16 protein-coding genes are annotated in these 19,267 nt (G+C 68.7%); 14 read left to right on the top strand and 2 right to left on the bottom strand.

All coding sequences use genetic code 11. The features are described 5' to 3' along the window. Position 1: 1 nt before the first annotated feature. Positions 2-1,555 (bottom strand): dolichyl-phosphate-mannose--protein mannosyltransferase, encoded by a 1,554-nt coding sequence (locus FIV50_RS11940; RefSeq protein ID WP_140037620.1) that lies wholly within the window; start codon positions 1,553-1,555, stop codon positions 2-4. Between the two features lie 48 nt (positions 1,556-1,603). Here FIV50_RS11940 and rsmI point away from each other — a divergent pair, with 48 nt between their 5' ends. The 11 genes from rsmI to FIV50_RS11885 all read left to right on the top strand — a co-directional run bounded on the left by rsmI (position 1,604) and on the right by FIV50_RS11885 (position 15,001). Then, positions 1,604-2,422, top strand: a complete 819-nt coding sequence (gene rsmI / locus FIV50_RS11935) for a 16S rRNA (cytidine(1402)-2'-O)-methyltransferase (RefSeq protein ID WP_140037619.1) — start codon at positions 1,604-1,606, stop codon at positions 2,420-2,422. Beyond that, positions 2,422-3,039: a class I SAM-dependent DNA methyltransferase gene (locus tag FIV50_RS11930; protein WP_140037618.1), complete on the top strand. Its 618-nt coding sequence runs from the start codon at positions 2,422-2,424 to the stop codon at positions 3,037-3,039. Before rsmI ends, FIV50_RS11930 begins: the two co-directional genes overlap by 1 nt. A gap of 160 nt (positions 3,040-3,199) precedes the next feature. Further along, positions 3,200-4,306 (top strand): LacI family DNA-binding transcriptional regulator, encoded by a 1,107-nt coding sequence (locus FIV50_RS11925; RefSeq protein ID WP_140037617.1) that lies wholly within the window; start codon positions 3,200-3,202, stop codon positions 4,304-4,306. A gap of 178 nt (positions 4,307-4,484) precedes the next feature. Continuing rightward, on the top strand, positions 4,485-6,149 hold the full coding sequence (locus FIV50_RS11920; RefSeq protein WP_258184239.1) for an ABC transporter substrate-binding protein: 1,665 nt from the start codon (positions 4,485-4,487) through the stop codon (positions 6,147-6,149). Next, positions 6,146-7,126 (top strand): ABC transporter permease, encoded by a 981-nt coding sequence (locus FIV50_RS11915; RefSeq protein ID WP_140037616.1) that lies wholly within the window; start codon positions 6,146-6,148, stop codon positions 7,124-7,126. Before FIV50_RS11920 ends, FIV50_RS11915 begins: the two co-directional genes overlap by 4 nt. Then, complete coding sequence (locus tag FIV50_RS11910; protein ID WP_140037615.1) at positions 7,123-8,037, top strand: ABC transporter permease; 915 nt, start codon at positions 7,123-7,125, stop codon at positions 8,035-8,037. The genes FIV50_RS11915 and FIV50_RS11910 overlap by 4 nt, the downstream gene beginning before the upstream one ends. Further along, positions 8,034-9,746, top strand: coding sequence for an ABC transporter ATP-binding protein (locus tag FIV50_RS11905; protein WP_140037614.1), 1,713 nt, complete (start codon positions 8,034-8,036; stop codon positions 9,744-9,746). The genes FIV50_RS11910 and FIV50_RS11905 overlap by 4 nt, the downstream gene beginning before the upstream one ends. A 12-nt stretch (positions 9,747-9,758) precedes the next feature. Next, a complete protein-coding gene (locus tag FIV50_RS11900) occupies positions 9,759-10,928 on the top strand; it encodes a glycoside hydrolase family 1 protein (RefSeq protein ID WP_140037613.1) in 1,170 nt (389 codons plus the stop codon). Positions 10,929-10,971: 43 nt separating this feature from the next. After that, positions 10,972-12,513, top strand: coding sequence for a molybdopterin-dependent oxidoreductase (locus FIV50_RS11895; RefSeq protein WP_140037612.1), 1,542 nt, complete (start codon positions 10,972-10,974; stop codon positions 12,511-12,513). Positions 12,514-12,551: 38 nt separating this feature from the next. Beyond that, positions 12,552-14,129, top strand: coding sequence for a methionine--tRNA ligase (gene metG, locus FIV50_RS11890; protein ID WP_140037611.1), 1,578 nt, complete (start codon positions 12,552-12,554; stop codon positions 14,127-14,129). A 2-nt stretch (positions 14,130-14,131) separates the two neighbouring features. After that, entirely contained in the window at positions 14,132-15,001 is an 870-nt protein-coding gene (locus FIV50_RS11885; RefSeq protein WP_140037610.1) for a TatD family hydrolase, read from the top strand. Here the strand turns inward: FIV50_RS11885 and FIV50_RS11880 are convergent. Then, positions 14,983-16,260, bottom strand: coding sequence for an MFS transporter (locus FIV50_RS11880; RefSeq protein ID WP_258184238.1), 1,278 nt, complete (start codon positions 16,258-16,260; stop codon positions 14,983-14,985). The two genes, FIV50_RS11885 and FIV50_RS11880, sit on opposite strands and share 19 nt — an antisense overlap. A 55-nt stretch (positions 16,261-16,315) precedes the next feature. Between FIV50_RS11880 and rsmA the strand changes: the two genes are divergently transcribed. The 3 genes from rsmA to FIV50_RS11865 are packed head-to-tail and all read left to right on the top strand — an operon-like array spanning position 16,316 to position 19,208. Further along, entirely contained in the window at positions 16,316-17,185 is an 870-nt protein-coding gene (gene rsmA / locus FIV50_RS11875; RefSeq protein ID WP_140037609.1) for a 16S rRNA (adenine(1518)-N(6)/adenine(1519)-N(6))-dimethyltransferase RsmA, read from the top strand. 9 nt (positions 17,186-17,194) lie between these two features. Further along, entirely contained in the window at positions 17,195-18,262 is a 1,068-nt protein-coding gene (locus tag FIV50_RS11870) for an aldo/keto reductase (protein WP_140037608.1), read from the top strand. Positions 18,263-18,275: 13 nt separating this feature from the next. Continuing rightward, complete coding sequence (locus FIV50_RS11865) at positions 18,276-19,208, top strand: 4-(cytidine 5'-diphospho)-2-C-methyl-D-erythritol kinase (RefSeq protein ID WP_140037607.1); 933 nt, start codon at positions 18,276-18,278, stop codon at positions 19,206-19,208. The last annotated feature ends 59 nt before the right edge of the window (positions 19,209-19,267 follow it).

The raw sequence follows: 19,267 nt of genomic DNA, 5'->3' as shown, positions 1-19,267 counted from the left end.
GTCAGATCCAGCCGGGCAGCCAGTTGTGGAGCAGCCAGAAGTCGTAGGGCACGCTCATGCCGGTCCACACCGGGTAGAAGAATGCCGAGACCAGCAGCACGACGGCGAGGAAGATCATCACCGTGCGCTCACCTGACTGGCGGCGATGCAGCGTGTCGTCCCGTCGCCCGGCGATCTGACGCAGAGCGACCGCGAGCGCGATCACCAGGAACGGTGCCATCGCGACCGTGTAGAACTGGAAGATCGTCCGTTCGGGGAACAGCAGCCACGGGACGTAGGTCGCCGCGAGTCCGACCAGGGGGAACGTGAGCGCGCCGCCGACCGGCGTGCGGTCGATCCATCCGCGCACGAACCGGTAGAGCAGGTAGAGAGCCGCTGCGACGCCGGAGTACCAGATGATCGGGTTGGGGATCGTCGAGATCACCGCGATGCAGTGGTCGACGCCGCAGGGCCCGGGGTCGCTGCCCACCCACACCGCCGTGGGCCGCAGCAGCAGCGGCCACTCCCAGGCGGGACTCGCGTAGGGGTGGCCCTTGCTGAGACCGACGTGGAAGTTCAGGATCGCCTCGTGGTAGTTCCACAGCGCGATCAGCGGGTTCGGGTCGCTCTGACGGGCATAGCCGCCTGCGGTGACGAGCCACCCCGTCCAGCTGACGAGATAGGTGGCGAGCGCCGGAAGCACCAGCAGCACGAAAGAGACCGGCCCCTGGCGGAACGCTGCCGCAGTGGGCCAGAGGACCACGCCGGCACGGCGTCTCGCGAGAGCATCCGTGACCACCACGTACAGACCGAAGGCGGCCAGCGCGTACAGACCGGACCACTTCACGGCGCAGGCCGCACCGAGCGCGACACCCGCCGCGATCAGCCAGGGGCGCCGCCAGAGCACGGGACCCCACATCGGCTCGGGGGAGTCGGGAGCGGTGCGTTCGAGCAGGGGTATCGACCGGTCGCGGTCGATCAGGATGAACAGCGCGCCGAGCATCAGGAAGAACGTCAGCGGGCCGTCGAGCAGTGCGGTGCGACTCATCACGATGCTGAGGCCGTCGATGGCGAGCAGGGTGCCGGCGACGGTCGCCACCACGATCGACCCGGTCAGCCTGTGGGCGACCAGGTAGGTGAGCAGCACGGTGGCCGCGCCGAGAAGGGCCGTCGCGATGCGCCAGCCCACCGTGTTGTCGGGGCCGCCGACGGCCATCCCCAGGGCGATCAGCCACTTGCCGAGGGGCGGATGCACGACGAACGCCCCAGCGTCCGACAGAGGCAGCTGCTGCAGCGTGATGAACGCCTCGTTCGCGTCCTTGCCCCAGGTGCCCTCGTATCCGAGAGTCCACAGCGACCAGGCGTCCTTGACGTAGTAGGTCTCGTCGAAGGCGAGCTGGTGCGGGTGTCCGAGGTTGAACAGGCGCAGCACCGCAGCGAGGGCGGTCACCACGAGCGGCGCGAACCAGCGCATCATGCGCCCCCAGTCGGGGTCCTGCAGCACGCGGTCGCGCAGTCGTCCGTAGCGCGTCAGTCGCTGCTCGGGCGGAGGCAGCAGGGGCAGGGGCGCGGTCACCGCACCAGCCTAGACACTCCGCCGAGGGGCGCCGCCTAAGCTGGGCGGGTGATCATCCTCGCCGCAACACCGATCGGAAACCTGGGGGATGTCTCGCGTCGCCTCGTCGAAGTGCTCGAGAACGCAGAGGTCGTCGTCGCCGAGGACACCCGCACCACTCAGAAGCTGCTGCAGGCTCTGCAGATCTCGAACCGCCCGCGGCTGATCGCGCTGCATGATCACAACGAGAAGCAGAAGGCGGCGGAGCTCGCGACCCTCGCCATCGAGACCGACGTCGTCGTCGTGAGCGACGCGGGGATGCCGGCGATCAGCGATCCGGGCTACGGTCTCGTCGCCGAAGCCGTCGCGCAGGGCGTGACCGTGACGGCCATCCCCGGGCCCAGTGCCGTGCTGATGGCCCTCTCGATCTCGGGCCTGCCGACCGATCGCTTCACGTTCGAGGGGTTCCTGCCGCGCAAGCCGGGGGAGCGGCGGTCGACGCTGAGGGCACTCGCCGCCGAGCCTCGCACCATGGTCTTCTTCGAGTCCCCGGCCCGGCTGGCGTCCTCGCTCGCCGACATGGGCGCCGCGTTCGGCGACGACCGCCGCATCGCCGTATGCCGCGAGCTGACCAAGTTCTACGAGGAGGTGCGTCGGGGCACCTCCGCCGAGCTCGTCGAGTGGGCCACGGCAGGCGTCAAGGGCGAGATCGTCGTCGTGGTCGAGGGCGCGCCGCATCGTGAGGCATCTGCGGAAGACGCACTCGCGCAGGTGCAGAGTCTCGTGGCATCCGGTGTGCGCCTGAAGGAGGCCTGCGCCGAGGTCGCCGCGGCCACGGGCCTGTCGTCGCGCGACCTGTATCAGGCAGCGCTCGCCGCTCGCAGCTGATGGTGCAGGGCACTGACGCCGCCATCGGCTCCGCCTACGATGCGCGGGCGGCGGAGTATGTCGAGCTGGCCGGCTCGATCGAGCAGATGGACGCCCGGGATGCGGCGGTCATCGCCGCCTGGCGAGATGCGACCCCGGGGCGGCTGCTGGATGCCGGCTGCGGGCCCGGCCACTGGACCGAGTTCCTCAGCGAGGACGGGCGCGAGGCCCGGGGGATCGACCTGTCGGTGAAGTTCATCGCGACCGCGAAGTCCCGGCATCCCGGCATCGCCTTCGAGGTCGGCTCGTTCCGTGAGCTGCCGTTCGACAGTGATTCCGTCGGCGGCATCCTCGCCTGGTACTCGCTGATCCACACGCCGCCGGCCGACCTGCCCGAGATCTTCGTCGAGTTCGGTCGCGTGCTCGCTCACGGCGGCAGCATCCTCATCGGCTACTTCGACGGCGAGCCGGGCGAGCCGTTCTCTCACGCCGTCGCTCCGGCATTCTTCTGGTCTGCCGACGCGCTCGCCGAGCTTCTCGTCGATGCAGGCTTCACGATCGTGTCGAGTGAGACCCGCGGCCGGGAGCAGGGCGAGATCAGCGCCCGGCCCCACGGCTCGCTGGTCGCCGTTCACTGAACTCGACTCGAAGCCGAGCGCCTCGCAAGTCCGATTGTGCTTCACAAGTCCGGATCCGCGGCATTCGGACTTCGCAGGCGCACTTGGCCTGGTGGAGCGCGCAGGCGGTGCCTCGCTTCCCGGGTACCCTGGTGCACACGCGACCCGAGGAGGACCGAGCGTGACCAAGAAGGCGACCGTCTACGACGTCGCAGAGCGCGCGGGAGTGTCGATCGCGACGGTCTCGCGTGTGCTGCGGCAGCCGGATGCGGTGCGCCCTGTGACGCGCGAACGCGTGCTCGACGCGGTCGCAGCCCTCGGCTACGTGCCCAGCGGCAGTGCGCGCGGCCTGGCCGAACGCCGTACCGGCGTGCTGGGGCTGTACTTCCCGGGTTTCGACGCCTCTGAGGACGCTCCCGTGCTCGATGTGCTCGCCGAGGATCGGGTCGAGGTGCCGCCGTTCACGGTCGAGCAGGCGCCTGCCGACGTGGGGATGCCGCATCCGACCATGCTCTTCCTCGACGAGGTGCTGCGCGGCGCCGAGCTGGAGGCATGGAAGCAGGGATTCGTGCTCATGATCGGCGTCGGGCGGGGTGACCCCGCTCGCGAGACCGTGCGCGACATCGCCGGTCGGGTCGACGGACTGATGGTGCTGGCGCAGAGCGTGCCGGACGACGTGCTCGCTCGTCTCGCCCAGCGGATCCCCGTGGTCGTGCTCTCGGGCCCGGCTCGGGGCGACAGCTACGACCACGTGACTGTCAGCAACGCCGAGGCGATGTCAGAGCTCACGCGCCTGGTGCTCGCGCAGGCCGACCCCGGTCGACTGGCGTTCCTCGCCGGTCCGGAGGACTCGCCCGACGGTGCGCAGCGCTGGGAGGGTTTCGCCGCCGCGATGGCCGAGGCGGGCATCGCGGCGGATGACGTGACGGTGCTGCGCGGTGACTTCACGCGCGCATCGGGACACCGCGCCGCCGAGGAGCTGATCGCCCGCGGCGCGCCGGCCGCGCTGGTCGCGGCGAACGACCAGATGGCTCTCGGGGCGATCGACGCGTTCCGCTCGGCCGGCATCCGCGTGCCCGATGATGTGCGGGTCACCGGATTCGACGGCATCGAGGCCGCCGCGCTCTCGCGGCCGACCCTGACCACGGTGCGCCAGCCGATGATCGACCTCGGCCGCGCCGCCGTGCAGCTGCTCGCGCGCCGTCTCGAGCAGCCGGAGGCCGATCCGATGACGGTGCGCCTGCCGCTGCAGATCCTCGTCCGCGAGAGCTCGCAGCGCCCGGAATAGCGACCGATCTGGCACCGCTCCCATCCCTGTCGCGGTGGGGGTGAGGTGACCCCCGCGCCGTGGTCAAGGGGTTGCGCTCGCAAAATGTATGCGCTTACAATCGTTCATGCGGCCTTGGCCGTGGGGCGCCCCGACCCCCGGGACCCCCTTCATGACACAGACGACATGAGGTGGCAGTGTGGCGAAGACGCACATGCTCCGGCGCTGGCGGAGAGCCGCGATCGTGGGACTGGCGGCAGCAGCCGTCGTGCTCAGCGGTTGCAGCATCCAGATCAGTTCGCAGCCCGATCCATCGATCGGCGACGACACGATGCTCATCAATGCGGACAAGGGGAACCCCTTCTTCACGCGGAACTTCAACCCGTATCTGACCAACACGCGCACCGCGTCGCGGTGGATCTATGAGCCTCTGATCCTGGTGAACCCGCTCGACGGAACCGAGAACCCCTGGCTGGCGAGCGAATGGTCGCAGCCCGACGCCCGCACGGTCGTGATGACGATCCGCGACGACGTCGAGTGGAGCGACGGTGAGAAGCTGACGCCCGATGACGTGGCGTTCACGTTCCAGCTGCTCAAGGACAACCCCTCGCTCGACATCAAGGGCGCATGGCAGCACCTCGAGACCGTCGAGGTCGACGGCAACGACGTGATCATGCACCTCCAGACCGACGACGCCCCGTCCCTGCCGATCCTCGGTCAGACGATGATCGTGCCCGAGCACCTCTGGGCCGACGTCGAGGACCCCGGCACCTATCGCAACGAGAACCCGGTCGGAACCGGGCCGTTCGTGCTCGGCAATTACAACGACCAGCAGTACTCGGTCGACAAGAACCCCGACTACTGGCAGGCCGACAAGATCGAGATCGAGCACATCATCCTGCCGTCCACGAACTCGCAGCTCGACACCGTCACGCGCGGATACGACTGGGCCTACTCCTTCATCTCCGATGTCGAGGGCACGTGGGGTGCGGCCAGCGAGCACAACGCCTGGTGGTTCCCACCGGGCGGTGTCATCGCGCTGATGCCGAACCTCGAGGTCGCCCCGTTCGACGACGTGAACGTGCGCCGCGGCATCGCCCTCTCGCTCGACCGCGAGGAGATCGCCGAGACCGCCTCCGAGGGTTACATGGAACCCGCGGGGCAGACCGGACTCATCCTCCCCAACCAGGAGGAGTACCTCGACCCGAGCATCCCCGATCAGGGCATGATCACGCAGGACGCGGATGCCGCACTCGCCGCGTTCGCCGAGGCGGGGTACACCCTCGACGGCGACCGGCTCGTGGGGGCCGACGGGAAGCAGCTCGAGTTCGCGCTGACGACCGCCAACGGCTTCTCGGACTGGACCCGCGCGGCACAGACCGTGCAGAGCCAGCTCGCAGACGTCGGCGTCAAGGTGACTCTCAAGCTCCCGCAGCCGGCGGGATATCAGAGCGCCATCAGCAACGGCGACTTCGAGATGGCCATCGGCGGCATGGGCAACGGCAACGTCTACCAGGCGTTCAACAACCTGCTGTCGAGTGAGTTCTACGTGCCGTCCGGCGAACCCACCGCCAACAACTTCGAGCGGTACCGCTCGGATGAGGCGGACGCGCTCCTCGCGGAGTACCGCGAGACCGTCGACCCCGCGCGCCAGACCGAGATCGTGGAGGAGCTGCAGGGCATCGTCTACGACGACCTGCCCGTCATCGGCCTCTACTACGGCGGGATCTGGGGCCTCTTCAACGACTCCAAGTTCACCGGCTGGCCCACAGAGGACGACCCGTACATGATTCCGCAGAACTACGACTCGGCGCCGCTGGGCATCTTCACCCGGCTCGAGCGCGTCAAGGAGGATGACCGATGAAGTACGTCCTCCAGAAGGTCGGGCTGTTCGTCCTCACGCTGTGGGCGGCCATCACCCTGAACTTCTTCCTGCCGCGTCTGATGCCGGGATCTCCCGCCGACGCCGCGATCGCGAAGCTCTCGCAGAACGGCCCGGTGTCGGATGCGACGCGGGCCGCGATCGAGGCTCAGCTCGGAGTGCCCACCGGATCGATCTGGGACCAGTACGTGGCCTATCTCGGTCAGGTGGCCCGGCTCGACTTCGGCGTCTCGTACACGTTCTATCCTCAGAGCGTCTCGAGCATGGTCTCGACCGCGCTGCCCTACACGATCGGCCTCGTCGGCATCGTCACGATCCTCGCGTTCGTGATCGGCACGCTGATCGGCACCGCCGCAGCCTGGCGCCGCGGCACCTGGCTCGACAGCCTGCCGACGCTGACCGGATCGTTCCTCAGCACCTTCCCGTATTTCTGGACGGCGCTGCTGCTGCTGTTCTTCTTCGGATACGTGCTGCACTGGTTCCCGACGACGGGAGCGTACGCGGCGACGACCACGCCCGGGTTCACCTGGGGCTTCATCGTCGACCTCGCGCAGCATGCGGTGCTCCCCGCGCTGACGATCCTGCTCACCTCGCTCGGCGGGTGGATCATCGGCATGCGCAACGCGATGATCAACACACTGGGTGAGGACTACGTGACCTTCGCCGAGGCGAACGGTCTGCACGGTCGCACGATCGCCCTCCGATACGCCGCACGCAACGCGATCCTGCCGAACCTCACCGGCTTCGGGCTCACGCTCGGCGGTGTGGTCGGCGGATCGATCCTCGTGGAGCAGGTGTTCGGGTATCCGGGCATCGGCTATCTGCTCTTCAACGCCGTGATCGGGCAGGACTACCCGCTCATGCAGGCGCTCTTCCTGATGATCACCGTGAGCGTGCTCATCGCCAACTTCCTCGTCGACATCCTGTACGGCGTGCTGGATCCAAGGACCCGCCGATGACCTCCACCATGAATGTCAAGGTTCCCTCCGACCGGATCGCGGCTCCCAGCCCGTGGCGCTCGTTCGCCCGGATGGTGGGCACCCTCTGGTCCAACGGCAAGGCCCGACTGGGCCTCATCATCCTCGGGCTGTTCGTCGTGGTGGCGGTGTTCGCACCGCTGCTCGCCCCGTACGGCCCGAAGGTCAACACGTTCGAGCGCAACGCCGATGCGTCGCCCGCGCACTGGCTCGGCACCACCGCCGCGGGTGAGGACGTGCTGAGCCAGTTGATCTACGGCTCGCAGGTCAGTCTGCTCGTGGGCATGGCCGCCGGGCTCCTCTCGACGATCGTCGCCGTGCTGATCGGTCTCAGCTGGGGCTACATGCGTGGGTTCCTGGGCGAGGTGGTCGGCTTCATCGTCAACCTCTTCCTCGTGATCCCCGGTCTCCCGCTCATGATCGTGATCGCCGCCTACCTGCAGAACGGCGGCATCCTGATGATCATCGCGGTCATCGTCGTCACCGGATGGGCCTGGGGTGCGCGCGTGCTGCGCAGCCAGACCCAGTCGCTGCGAGGCAACGACTTCGTCACCTCGGCGCAGTTCTCGGGTGACAGCCGGGCGCGCATCGTGTTCCGCGAGATCCTGCCGAACATGACGTCGATCATCGCGGGCACGCTCTTCGGAGCGGCGACCGCGGCGATCCTCGCCGAGGCCGGGCTCGAGTTCCTCGGGCTCGGCGACTCCAGCATCGTCAGCTGGGGAACGATGCTCTACTGGGCGCAGAACTCCAACTCCCTGCTCACCGGGCAGTGGCTGCTGCTGTTCGCTCCCGGTCTCTGCATCGCCCTGCTCGCTCTGAGCCTGACACTGATCAACTTCGGCGTGGATGGCATCTCCAATCCGCGCCTGCGAGAGGGGAAGGGCCGATGAGCGCCACGCAACCCGATGACGTCCTGCTCGATGTCCAGGGCCTGTCCGTCGAATACGCCTCGCCGGGCACGACGCCGGTCACCGCGGTCGAGAACGTGTCGTTCACGCTGCGTCGTGGCGAGTTCGTCGGTCTCGTCGGCGAGTCGGGCTCGGGCAAGTCGACGCTCGGCTTCGCGCTGACCCGGCTGCAGAAGCCGCCGGCGCGGATCAGCGGCGGGCGGATCCTGTTCGACGGCCGCGACATCCGCGAGCTCGATGCCGAGGAGCTGCGTCGACAGCGTCAGGGCGGGTTCGCGATGGTGCTGCAGTCGGGCATGAACGCGCTGAACCCCGTCCGCACGATCGGCAACCACTTCCGCGACATCTTCGCCGCGCACGGGCATGTGGCCCGCGACGCCCGGGATGCGAGGGCGAAGGAGCTGGTCGGCAAGGTGGGTCTCGACCCCCTCGTGCTGTCGCGGTATCCGGGTGAGCTGTCGGGCGGCATGCGCCAGCGTGCCTCCATCGCGCTGGCTCTCTCGCTCGAACCGCAGCTCATGGTGTTCGACGAGCCGACCACCGCGCTCGACGTGCTCGTGCAGCACGCGGTCATGGACACGATCAAGGATCTGCAGCGCTCCGAGCACTTCACCGCGATCCTCATCAGTCATGACCTCGGCATCGTGCTCGAGGCCACCGACCGGGTGATGGTCATGCACGAGGGGCGGATCGTCGAGGACGCGCCGAGCCTCGACATCCTGCACCGTCCTCGGGACGAGTACACGCGGATGCTGCTGAGTCACTACGCCGATCCTCGGGCCGAGTCGATCTCGATCCCCGGGTTCGTCGACCTCGGCACCCGGCGCCGCGAGGGCCACTCTCGCACCGACCTGACCGAGACCCTGCCGACGGTGTCGCAGCGAGACACTCGCCGGGCGGATGCCGCGATCGTGGTCGAGGGCGTGTCGAAGCGCTACCCGGCACCTCGTCGTGGGGAGAAGCCCGTGACGGCGGTCGACGACGTCTCGTTCCGTCTGGAGCCGGGTGAGGCGCTCGCGCTCGTCGGCGCCTCCGGTTCGGGCAAGTCGACGATCGCGAAGCTCATCACCGGCGTCGAGAAGCAGACCGAGGGCACCGTGCGCTTCGGCGATGTCGACGTCGCGTCGCTGGGTCGCAAGGGACTCCGCGATCTGCGCAAGGACGTGCAGATGGTGTTCCAAGACCCCTATGCCGCGCTGAACCCGCTGCACACGGTCGAGTACGCGCTCAGCCGGCCGATCCGCAACTACACGCCGCTCCGAGGGCAGGAGGCGAGAGCTCGCGTGCTCGAGCTGCTCGAGACGGTGGGGCTGACGCCGGTGGAGCAGTTCGCGGCCAAGCTGCCGCACCAGCTGTCGGGCGGGCAGCGTCAGCGTGTCGTCATCGCCCGGGCCCTGGCCAGCGATCCGCAGGTGCTGATCGCCGACGAGCCCGTGTCGATGCTCGACGTGTCGCTGCGAGCCGGCGTGCTCGCGCTGCTCGAAGATCTGCGCGAACGGTGGGGCATCAGCATGCTCTACATCACGCACGACCTGCTCAGCGCACGTCTCGTCACCGAGAACATCCTCGTGCTCAACAGCGGTCGCGTCGTCGAACGCGGCGAGACCTCTCAGGTCCTTCAGTATCCGGAGGACCCCTACACGGTGCAGCTGCTCGACGCGGTGCCCAATCCATCCCGAATCTCGAAATAGAGAGGAGCACTCGTGCTCACATTCCCTGACGGCTTTCTCTGGGGCGCTGCGACCGCAGCCCATCAGGTGGACGGGAACAACACGACCAGCAACTGGTGGGCCATGGAGCATGCTCCCGGCTCGCCCATGGTGGAGCCCTCGGGCGACGCCGCCGACCACTTCCACCGGTACCCGGAGGACATGCGGCTGTTGGCGGATGCCGGTCTGAACTCGTACCGTTTCTCGATGGAGTGGGCCCGCATCGAGCCCGAGCGCGGGTTCGTCTCGCGGGCGATGCTCGACCACTACCGTCGCATGATCGACACGGCGCGCGAGAACGGGCTCGACCCCACGGTGACGCTGATGCACTTCACGGTGCCGCAGTGGTTCCAGAAGGACGGCTTCTGGCGTGCGGACGATGCGGTCGACCTGTTCTCGCGCTATGTCGAGACGGTGCTCCCGATCCTCGAGGGCGTGAAGTACGTCTGCACGATCAACGAGCCGAACATCGCGGCGATGCTCGCCGGGGGAGAGGATGCGGCGAACCTCGTCGCGTTCGGTCTGCCGAACCCCGACCTCGCAGTCGCCGACACGCTGCTCGACGCGCACCACCGTGCGAGCGAGATCCTGCACTCCGTCTCGGGTGTGCAGGCCGGATGGACGATCGCCACGCAGGCCTTCCACTCCACCGGAGAGCCCGGTGCCGACGAGATGCTCGCCGAGTACGGTGACCCTCGCGATCACTGGTACCTCGACCAGTCGGCCGGCGACGACTTCGTCGGCGTGCAGGCCTACACCCGCACCTTCATCGGACCCGAGGGCCCCCGGCCGGTGGCCGACGATGTCGAGACGACGCTCACCGGGTGGGAGTTCTTCCCCGAGGCGCTCGAGATGGGCGTGCGCAGTGCCTGGGAGCGCAGCGGCGGAGTGCCGGTGCTCGTGACCGAGAACGGCATCGCGACCGCCGACGACACTCGTCGCATCGCGTACACGCAGGGTGCGCTCGAGGGCCTGCACCGCGCGATCTCCGACGGCATCGAGGTCAAGGCGTACCAGCACTGGAGCGCGCTCGACAACTTCGAGTGGGCCAGCGGATTCCGACCGACCTTCGGGCTGATCGGCTTCGACCACGAGACGTTCGAGCGCTCGCCGAAGCCGTCGCTCGCATGGCTGGGCGAGGTCGCACGCCGCAACGGGCTCTGAGCCGGACGGCCCCGGGGTCATGCCCCGGGGCTACTCTCGGATCATGACCCACGCAGTCCGCACGAAGCGCGGAGACAGGCTCCGATCGGCGGCCGCCGGGCTGAGCGCGGCCGTCGTCGCGGTCGGCCTGGCGGAGCTGGTCGCGGCGATCGTCGAACCGAGCGCGAGTCCGTTCGCCGTGATCGGCAGCGGGCTGATCGACCTCGCCCCGAGCTGGGCGAAGGATGCGGCGATCGCACTGTTCGGCGCCGGCGACAAGGTCGCTCTCCTCACCGGGATCGCCATCGTGCTGGCCGGGGTGGCGGCGCTCGCCGGCATCCTAGAGTCACGCCGGGCGGGTGTGGGATCCGCGATCCTCGCCGCTCTCGGCGTGCTCGCGCTCGTGGCCGCGATGATCCGTCCGGGGGCGGGGCCGTTCGCGTGGCTTCCCGGTCTCGTCGCGGGGGTGGTCGCGGTCGTCGCGCTGCGGCTGCTCATGCGCAGGGTGCATCCGGTGCCGTACCTCCGTGCCGAGCATGAGGAGCGTCGTCAGTTCCTGCTGTGGACGCTCGGCGCCGCCGCCACCGGCGTCGTCGCGCTCGCGGTCGGCAACGCGGCCCGCGGTGTGACCCGGTCGATCGAGGCGGTGCGCGGTGCGCTGCGACTGCCGAAGGCAGCCACCCCGGCCCCGGCAGTGCCGGCCGGCGCCGAACTCGACATCCAGGGGCTTGCGCCGGTCGTCACCCCGAACGCGCAGTTCTACCGCATCGACACCGCGCTGATCGTGCCGCGGATCGACCCCGCTGACTGGTCGCTGCGGATCCACGGGATGGTCGACCGAGAGATCGTCATCACGTGGGACGAGCTGCTCGCCCTGCCGATGCAGGAGTCGCATGTGACGCTCGCGTGCGTGTCGAACGAGGTGGGTGGAGACCTGATCGGCAATGCCCTGTGGCTCGGGCATCCGGTCCGCGAGCTCCTCGCCCGGGCGGGCGTCGACCCCGAAGCCGACATGGTGCTGTCGACCTCGTCCGACGGATTCACGGCCTCGACCCCGATCGAGGCTCTCACCGACGACCGCGACGCTCTGCTCGCCGTCGGCATGAACGGCGATCCGCTGCCCATCGAGCACGGCTTCCCGGTGCGCATGGTCGTGCCGGGGCTCTACGGCTATGTCTCGGCGACCAAGTGGGTGACCGATCTCGAGGTCACACGGTTCGACCGCGCCACGGCCTACTGGACGGATCGCGGGTGGTCGGAGCGCGGGCCAATCAAGCTGCAGTCGCGCATCGACGTGCCGCGCCGCGGGACCCGGATCGAGGCGGGTGACGCCGTCATCGCCGGCATGGCATGGCAGCAGCACGTGGGCGTCGACGGGGTCGAGGTGCGGATCGACGACGGCCCATGGCGTCGCGCCGAGCTCGCCACCGCGATCTCGGACGACACCTGGGTGCAGTGGCGTCTCGACTGGTCGGCCGAGAGCGGAGCGCACACGATCGAGTGCCGCGCCATCAACTCGGGCGGCGAGACGCAGACGTCCGATCCGGCCGACGTCGTGCCCGACGGGGCTCAGGGGTGGCACCGCATCCTGGTGTCGGTCGCCTGAGCGTAACGACCCCCTGCATCCCACCTAGAATTGTCCCCATGCCCGCAGGCGAGTCGTTCTACATCACCACGCCCATCTACTACCCCTCCGATGTGCCTCACATCGGCCACGGGTACACCTCGGTGGCGGTCGACGCGCTCGCGCGCTGGCACCGTCAGGGCGGCGATGACACGTGGATGCTGACGGGCACCGACGAGCACGGCCAGAAGATGCTCCGCGCGGCGGCGGCGAACAACGTCACCCCGCAGGAGTGGGTCGACAAACTCGTCACCGAGGCGTGGTTCCCGCTGCTCGAGACGCTCGACGTCGCGAACGACGACTTCATCCGCACGACGCAGGAGCGCCACGAGACCAACGTGCAGACGTTCTTCCAGCGACTCTACGACCGCGGCTACATCTACGCGGGCGAGTACGAGGCGCTCTACTGCGTCGGCTGCGAGGAGTTCAAGCCCGAGTCCGAGATCGTCGACGGCACCGGTCCGTTCGAGGGCCTCAAGGTGTGCGCGATCCACTCGAAGCCCCTCGAGCTGCTGCAGGAGAAGAACTACTTCTTCAAGCTCAGTGAGTTCCAGGACCGCCTGCTCGAGCTCTACAAGACCCAGCCCGACTTCGTGCGCCCCGACTCGGCGCGCAACGAGGTCGTCTCCTTCGTGAGCCAGGGACTCAAAGACCTCTCGATCTCGCGGTCGACCTTCGACTGGGGCATCCCGCTGCCCTGGGACGAGTCGCACGTCATCTACGTGTGGGTCGACGCGCTGCTCAACTACGCCACCGCCGTCGGCTACGGCTCCGACCAGGAGACGTTCGACCGCCGCTGGCCCGCCTACCACGTGGTCGGCAAAGACATCCTGCGCTTCCACGCGGTGATCTGGCCCGCGCTGCTGATGGCCGCCGGTCTCGACGTTCCCAAGGGCGTCTTCGCGCACGGCTGGCTGCTGGTCGGCGGCGAGAAGATGTCGAAGTCGAAGCTCACCGGCATCGCGCCGACCGAGATCACCGACGTCTTCGGATCCGACGCCTACCGCTACTACTTCCTCTCGGCGATCGCGTTCGGCCAGGACGGCTCGTTCTCGTGGGAAGACCTGTCGGCCCGCTACCAGGCCGAGCTCGCGAACGGCTTCGGCAACCTCGCCTCGCGCACCACGGCCATGATCGAGAAGTACTTCGAGGGCATCGTGCCGCCGCCCGCCGAGTACTCCGAGAAGGATCTCGAGATCCAGAGGATCGTCGCGGATGCCGCCTCGAACGCGGATGCCGCGATCGAGCAGTTCCGCATCGACGAGGCCATCTCGTCGATCTGGACGATCGTCGATGCGCTCAACGGGTACATCACCGAGAACGAGCCGTGGGCGCTGGCCCGCGACGAGGCTCAGCGTGGCCGCCTGGGCACCGTGCTCTACACGTGTGCCGAGGGTCTTCGCGCGCTCGCCGTGCTGCTGTCGCCGGTGATGCCGCAGTCGACCGAGAAGCTCTGGGTCGCCCTCGGCGCCGCCGAGAGCCTCGGGCGTCTGCAGGACCAGCCGATCCGCGAGGCCGGAGCCTGGGGCGTGCTGCGCCCCGGAACCAGCGTCAACGGTCTCAGCCCGCTGTTCCCGCGGGTGGAGTCCAACGCCTGAGCATGACCTACGTGCAGCAGCGAGACGGCGAGGGGCGCAAGAACCTGCGGTATCCGGCGGCCCCCGAGCCGCTCGCCGTGCCCGTCTACGACAACCACGCGCACCTCGAGATCCTCGACGGCGATGAGCCTCTGTCGCTGACCGAACAGCTCGATCGCGCCGCGGCCGTGGGCATCGCGGGCGTCGTGCAGGCGTCGGGCGACATCGAGTCGTCTCGCTGGGCGGTCGAGGCCGCCGAGTCGGACTCCCGCGTGCTCGCCGCTGTCGCGATCCACCCGAACGACGCTCCCGCGTACGCCGAAGAGGGTCGCCTCGATGAGGCCATAGCGGTGATCGACGAGCTCGCCGCGCACCCCCGCACGCGGGCGATCGGTGAGACGGGACTCGACTTCTTCCGCACCGAGCCCGAGCGCCGAGCGCCGCAGTTCGAGTCCTTCGAGGCGCACATCGCCCTCGCCAAGAAGCACGGCATCGCGATGCAGATCCACGACCGCGATGCGCATGACGCGGTGCTCGAGACGCTGACCCGCGTCGGAGCGCCCGAGCGTACGGTCTTCCACTGCTTCTCGGGCGATGACGCGATGGCCCGGATCTGCGCGGATGCGGGGTATCACCTGTCCTTCGCAGGCAACGTCACGTTCAAGAACGCACAGAACCTGCGGGATGCGCTGCAGGTGACGCCGCTCGATCGCATCCTGGTCGAGACCGATGCGCCGTTCCTCACGCCCACACCACTGCGGGGTCGGCCGAACGCCCCGTATCTCGTGCCGATCACGGTGCGGTTCATGGCCGCCGAGCTCGGCATCGAGGTCGACGAGCTGTCTGCCCAGCTCGCCGCCAACACCCTGCGGGTCTACGGTTCGTTCGACTGAATCTCGATCGCGTGCGTGTCGGAGACCGGCTTCGCCGACACGATCTGCGAGATCGGCTTCCACACGAACAACAGGGTCAGCGCCGCGCCCACGAACGCGAACCACCACGGGGCGGTGAGCCCCCAGAACTGGGCGATCACGCCGCCCAGCGCCTGCCCGATCACCATGCCGCCGAACACGCCGACCATGTTGACCGAGGCGACCCGGCCCTGCAGCTCGGGCGGCACGAGGCGCTGACGCACGGTCGTCGAGATCGTGCCCCAGATGAACGCGTAGGCGCCGAAGACGAACATGATCACGAGCGCGACCCATCCGGTGCTGGTGAGCGCGAAGGCGAGGTGCATCAGCACCTCGAGAGACAGCACGACGCGCATGAGCGTGGCGAACGAGACGTGCCGCTCGAGCCACCCGAAGCACAGCGTGGCGAGGATGCCGCCTGCGGCGGATGCCGTGGTCAGTGCTCCATAGCCGACGGCGCCCATGTTCAGGTGCTCGGTGGCGTAGAGCACGAGCACGCCCCACGGGGCCGCCCAGGTCACATTGAAGACCAGGATGATGAGCACCAGCATCCGCACCGGCGGGTTCTGCCAGAGCCAGCGCAGCCCCTCGGCGATGTCGGTGTGCACATGCGTCTTCGCGGCGTCGCCCGTCGCCCGAGGAGGCACGGGCGTGCGGGCCATGCGCGAGATCAGCACGACCGCGAGGAGCACGCAGAGGACCTCGAGCAGGAAGGGCCATGCCGTACCCGCTGCGAAGAGGAAGGCGCCCAAGGGCGGGCCCGCGAACTGGTTGGCGACCAGATACCCGGCCTGCAGACGCGCGTTGCCGATGCCGAGATCCGCCGGCTCCACGAGCATCGGCAGCAGGGTGCTGCCGGCCGTGTCGACGAAGACCTCCGCCGTGCCGTAGAGGAAGGCCACGGCAAGCACGATCCAGATGTTCGCCGTGCCGGTGAGCAGGAATGCGCAGAGACCCGCGAGCACCACAGCTCGCGCGGCGTTGGCGAACATCACCAGCCGTCGGCGGTCGAATCGGTCGGCGATCGCTCCGGCGTGCAGGCCGAACAGCAGCCACGGAAGGAACTGCATGATGGCGCCGGCCGCGACGAGGATCGGCGATGACGTCATCGACGCGATGAGCAGGGGAGCGGCCGCGAGAGCGACACCGTCTCCGACGTTGCTCGTCCACGACGATGCGAGCAGCCAGCGGAAATCCCTGCCCATCCGACGGGGCGCGATCAGTTCACCGAGGGAGGGCACCACAGAAGACTACTGGCGGGTTCGGACACCGGTGGAGGTGGGGGACAATGGAGCAATGACAGTCACCCTGCTCGGCGCCACCGAGATCCGCCGCCTCGCCGCCGAGCTCGACGTCACCCCGACCAAGAAGCTCGGACAGAACTTCGTCGTCGACGCCAACACCGTGCGCAAGATCGTGCACGCCGCCCGCGTGCAACCGGGGGAGCGCGTCGTCGAGGTGGGGCCGGGGCTGGGTTCGCTCACCCTCGCGATCCTCGAGACCGGGGCGTCCGTCACCGCCGTCGAGATCGATCACCGGCTCGCGGCGCGTCTGCCCCAGACGGCCGAAGAGCACGGTGTTCCCGCCGACATGCTCACGGTCGTCGACGCCGATGCGCTGCGCATCACCGAGCTGCCCGGCGAGCCCACCGTGCTCGTCGCGAACCTCCCCTACAACGTCTCCGTCCCTGTGCTGCTGCACTTCCTCGAGAACTTCTCGTACCTGCAGCGCGGCGTCGTGATGGTGCAGGCCGAGGTCGCCGAGCGCATCGCAGCCAAGCCCGGCTCGAAGATCTACGGCTCGCCGAGCGTCAAAGCGGCCTGGTACGGCGAATGGAAGCTCTCGGGCACCGTGTCGCGTCAGGTCTTCTGGCCCGTGCCCAACGTCGACAGCCTTCTCGTCGGCTTCGACCGCTCTGAGGGCGAGCGCGGCACCGAGGACGAACGTCGACTCACCTTCAAGATCGTGGATGCCGCCTTCAACCAGCGGCGCAAGATGCTGCGTCAGGCGCTGTCGGGTCTCTTCGGCAGCTCCGCCGCAGCATCCGACATCCTGATCGCGGCAGGCGTCGCGCCGACCGCTCGTGGCGAGGATCTCACGGTCGACGACTATCACCGTGTTGCGCGGCACGTCGCTCAGATCGAAGACGCCGCCGTCACCGGCTAACCTGGCACGGTGACCGAGTCCCCCCGCTTCCGTCCGAACGTCCCTGAGCTCCACCGGCCGTACGCCGCCGATGAGAGCCGCTACCAGCAGTTCGAGTACCGCCAGGTCGGCACCTCGGGGCTCTACCTGCCGCCCATCTCGCTGGGCCTGTGGTGGAACTTCGGCGACAACATCCCGCTCGACAACCAGCGCGCACTGCTGCGCCACGCGTTCGACCGCGGCATCACGCACTTCGACCTCGCGAACAACTACGGTCCGCCGTACGGCTCGGCCGAGAAGAACTTCGGCCGCATCTTCGCCGAGGACTTCCGCCCCTACCGCGATGAGCTGATCATCTCGTCGAAGGCGGGCTGGGACATGTGGCCGGGGCCGTACGGCGACCTCGGGAGCCGCAAGTACATCCTCGCGAGCGCAGAGCAGTCGCTGACGCGCATGGGCCTCGACCACGTCGACATCTTCTACTCGCACCGCGCAGACCCGGTGACTCCGGTGGCCGAGACCATCGGCGCACTCGACACGCTCGTGCGTCAGGGCAAGGCGCTCTACGTGGGCATCTCGTCGTACAGCGCCGAGCGCACGGCCGAGGCCGTCGCCGTCGCCTCCGAGCTCGGCACTCCGCTCGTCATCCATCAGCCGGCCTATTCGATCCTCAACCGCTGGGTCGAAGACGGGCTCACCGAGAAGCTCGAGCAGTCCGGTGTCGGCGCGATCGCCTTCACCCCGCTCGCGCAGGGGCTCCTCACCGACAAGTACCTCGGTGACGGCACCGCCGCGCGAGCGCAGAAGCGCGGGTCGCTGCCGGATGCTCCGCTGTCGGATGACGCTCTGCAGACGCTCCGGTCGCTCAACGCCATCGCCGAGCAGCGAGGGCAGTCGCTGGCGCAGATGGCGATCCAGTGGACGCTGCGCAACCCGGTGGTCGCCTCCGCCCTGGTCGGGGCGTCGCGCCCCGAGCAGCTCGACGAGAACATCGCCGCCGTCAACGGCCCGGCGTTCACGGCCGACGAGCTCAGCCGCATCGACGAGGCGGCCGGCGCCATCGACGTCGACCTGTGGGCGTCGTCCACGGAGCTGTGACGGGAGCACCGAGATGAGCTTCGCCGCCCCCGTCGACTCCGTGCATGTGCGCGCGCCAGGCAAGATCAACGTCTACCTCGGTGTGGGCGGCCGTCACGACGACGGGTACCACGCGCTGGCGACCGTGTTCCAGGCGGTGTCGCTCTATGAGGACGTGATCGCCCGGCACGCCGACGACTTCTCGATCACGGTGTCCGGGGTCGACGACCCCGACACGGTGCCGCTGGACGATCGCAACCTCGCGATGCGGGCGGCCAAGCTGCTCGCGACCGCAGCCGGGTACGACGGCGGGGTCGCACTCGAGATCCGCAAGAGCGTTCCGGTAGCCGGGGGCATGGGAGGCGGATCGGCGGACGCCGCTGCCGCCCTCGTGGCCTGCGATGCGCTGTGGGGCACCGGGTTCTCGACGGCGCGCCTGCACGAGCTCGCGGCCCGCCTCGGCGCGGATGTGCCGTTCGCGCTGCACGGCGGAACCGCCGTGGGTACCGGTCGAGGAGATCAGCTGAACCCGGCGCTGGCGAGGGGACGCTTCGACTGGGTGCTCGTCCCGAGCGACGAGGGACTCTCGACGCCCGTCGTCTATGCGCGGCTCGACGCCCTGCGCGATGCCGAGGGTGCGCTCGCCGACGATCCGCCGATGTCGCTCGAGGTTCCGGCGCCCGTGCTGCAGGCGCTGCGCTCGGGGGACCCGGATCTGCTGTCCGAGAGCATCTACAACGACCTGCAGGAGGCTGCTCTGCATGAGCGGCCGGAGCTCGAGACCACGATCCTGCGCGGGATCCACGCCGGTGCGCTCCAGGGGATCGTGTCCGGTTCAGGACCCACCGTCGCACTCCTCTGCGGGAGCCCCGAGGGCGCGCAGGAGGTCCAGTCGCTGCTGCGCGAGCACGGGCTCGAGTCGCTGCACGTGCACGGCCCGGTGTCGGGCGCGCGCATCCTCGCCTGACACGCTCCGCCCGCGTCCTCGCGTCGGCGAGGTGCGCTCGGCGCGCGTGGCATACATAA

It is taken from the genome of Microbacterium foliorum (assembly GCF_006385575.1).
Lineage (GTDB): Bacteria > Actinomycetota > Actinomycetes > Actinomycetales > Microbacteriaceae > Microbacterium > Microbacterium foliorum_B.
The sequence above is the reverse complement of the archived record's forward strand: the minus strand, read 5'-3'. Positions and strand labels throughout refer to the sequence as shown.